Source organism: Mycobacterium sp. TH-M116 (assembly GCF_057473685.1).
In genome coordinates, this window is the sequence record NZ_JBYCLC010000369.1 from 1 (window position 1) to 2,658 (window position 2,658).

2 protein-coding genes are annotated in these 2,658 nt (G+C 64.7%); one reads left to right on the forward strand and one right to left on the reverse strand.

What is annotated here, in order from left to right:
• Positions 1 to 960 (forward strand): GH12 family glycosyl hydrolase domain-containing protein (locus tag AC2VOK_RS19300; RefSeq protein WP_428901902.1); only part of this gene is annotated, 960 nt, incomplete at its 5' end.
• An 84-nt stretch (positions 961 to 1,044) separates the two neighbouring features.
• On the opposite strand, the gene AC2VOK_RS19305 is transcribed toward AC2VOK_RS19300, so the two are convergent.
• Positions 1,045 to 2,658, reverse strand: a 1,614-nt coding sequence (locus tag AC2VOK_RS19305; protein WP_428901903.1) for a DHA2 family efflux MFS transporter permease subunit, incomplete at its 5' end; no start/stop codon positions are given.

A 2,658-nucleotide genomic window follows, 5' to 3' on the forward strand; every position in this document is an offset into this window, starting at 1 on the left:
GGTCAATCGGTTACCATCGGCTTCCAGGCCAGTCAGACCGGGAGCTACGTGGCGCCAACGCATCTGCTCGTGGACGGCCACTCTGTCACCGTGAGCAGCGGCACAACAGGGACCGGAACCGGTACGGGTGGAACCGGGACCACGACGGGAACTGGCACGGGTGGAACCGGGACCGGCACCGGCACGGGTGGGACCGGGACCGGCACTGGCACGGGTGGGACCACGACCGGCACCGGCACGGGTGGGACCACGACCGGCACCGGCACGGGCGGGTACACCACGGTGATCTCCCAGCAGTACGGGTCAACGACGATTCAGAACTCTTACGTGGTCCAGAACAACGCGTACAACATCGGCTCGGGGCAGCAGACGATCGCCGTCAGCTCCACCGGATTCACCATCACCGGCGAGACCGGCTCCGCCCCCACCGACGGAGCGCCGTTGGCCTACCCGTCGGCCTATCTGGGCGGGGCCTACAACAACATTTCCCCCAACAGCCCCTTGCCGGATCAGTTGAGCCAGATCCAGACCGCGACCAGCAGCATCAGTTACACCTACCCCAAGAGTGGCACCTACGACGCGTCCTACGACATCTGGCTGAATCCCACGCCGAACACATCCACGGTAAACCATCAGGAGGTCATGATCTGGTTCAACCATTCCGGCCCCATCCAGCCGGTCGGCTCCGATGTGGGTCAAGCCACCATCGACGGCAAGCAGTTCGCGGTGTGGGAAGGCGACAACGGCCAGAACCAGGTGGTGTCCTACGTCGCGGATACCCCGATACAGTCCTGGAACAACATGAACGTGTTGGATTTCATCGACAAGACCGAAACCTACGAGCCGGCAGTGAACAACTCCTGGTACCTGACCAGCATCCAGGCCGGCTTCGAGCCTTGGAGCGGGAGTGTCGGGGCGTCGGTCAACTCGTTCTCCGCCAGTGTGAACGGAGTCAGCTGACGCCAGCCCGGCGCCCCTCGCCAACGAATCGGCGGCAGGCCGTGCGGTTATTTCGCACGGCCTGCCGTAGCGGGTGCGGTCCAATCACTCGATGACAGTGAGGAACTCGCCGGCTGGGCGTCTCGGCAGAAACCAGGCAGGGATGAGGGTGGATGCCACCAGCACCACCGCGAGCGCGAACACGGCGGTGTAGGCATGCGAGAGGTCGTGTAGCAATTCGCCGGTGAAATGGTGGGTGAAGACCCGCTTCGGCAAGGCGGACCTGTCAAGCGGCACATGGAGTTTGGCCGAGCTCTGCTGAAGCAATGCCATTTTGTTCGCGGCGCGGATGTTTTGGCTGCGGTTGAACTGGCTCGTCAGGATCATCGACATCAGCGCAGTCCCGACCGAGCCGCCCACCTGGTGCAGAACGCTGATCAGCGTCGAGCCGCGGGCGATCTGGTGAGGGGCCAGCGCCTGCACCGACGCTACCGACAGAGGCATGATGGTGCACCCCATGCCGAGGCCCATGATCGTCAGCCCGGTCAGCAGTATGGGTTGGTAGTCGGATTGCCTGGCCACCCCGTAGGCGAAGGCGCCCAGGCCGACGGTGATGAGCGCGATGCCGGCCAGGACGACCTTGCCTGGCCCCCGCCGGTCCACGATCGGGCCGGCCAGTTGCATGGTCAGCATCGCGCCGAGCCCCTGCGGGATCATGTGCACACCGGACTGCATCGCCGTCTGGTGCAACACCTGCTGGAAATAGCTCGGAAGCAACAATGCTGCCCCGAAGAACGCGACCGCGAACACCGTCATCGTCACATTGGCGTGGGTGACAACGCGGTTCGTGAACAGCCGTAGGTCGATGAGCGGGTGATCGGTCCCGTACCAGGCGTGCAGGACGAAGCACACGATCAGCGTCAGGCCGACCGTCGCCGGTATCAACACGTGCCGATCTGCGACGGAGCCGCGACCCGGGATGGACGACACCGCGAACAAAAACGTCGCCAAGCCGGGGCAGAGCAGTAGCACCCCGACGACGTCGAGCGATTCCGACCGCGCCGGCTGATCTTTGCGAAACACGATCGCCGCAAGGGTGATCGTGACGAGGCCGATCGGCATGTTGATCAGAAAGATCCATCTCCAGCCGGTGGTGTCGATGAGCCAACCTCCCAGGATGGGCCCGCAGATCGGGGCGAGCAGCATAGGGATGCTCAGGATCGACATCAGGCGGCCGAGTCGCCCGGGGCCCGCCTCGCGAACCAGGATCATGAAGCCGAGCGGTAACAGCATGCCGCCCCCGATGCCCTGCACCGCCCGAAAGACAATGAGCAGCAGGATGTCCGGCGCCAGCGCGCATAGCATCGAGCCCAGCGTGAACGCCAGAACGGAGCCCATGAACAGCCGTTTGGTGCCGAACCGGTCGGCCGCCCAGCCCGCTAAGGGGATGACTGTCGCCAAGGCCAACGTGTAGCCGGTCATCGTCCACGCGACCACCGCCTGCGTGGACGCGAATTGGTTGATGAAGGTGCGCTGGGCGACGCTGACGACGGCGCCGTCCAGAATCGACATCACCGTGGCGAGGATGCATACTCCGGCGACCCGCAGCAGCGCGGCGTCGAGCTTGTCGGGATACTGGCGCTCACCGGCTGCCCGTTGCCGAGTCGTGGCGGCGGAAGGCGGCGCGGCGGGTGAAGCCTTTTCCATGTCGGTGCTTAG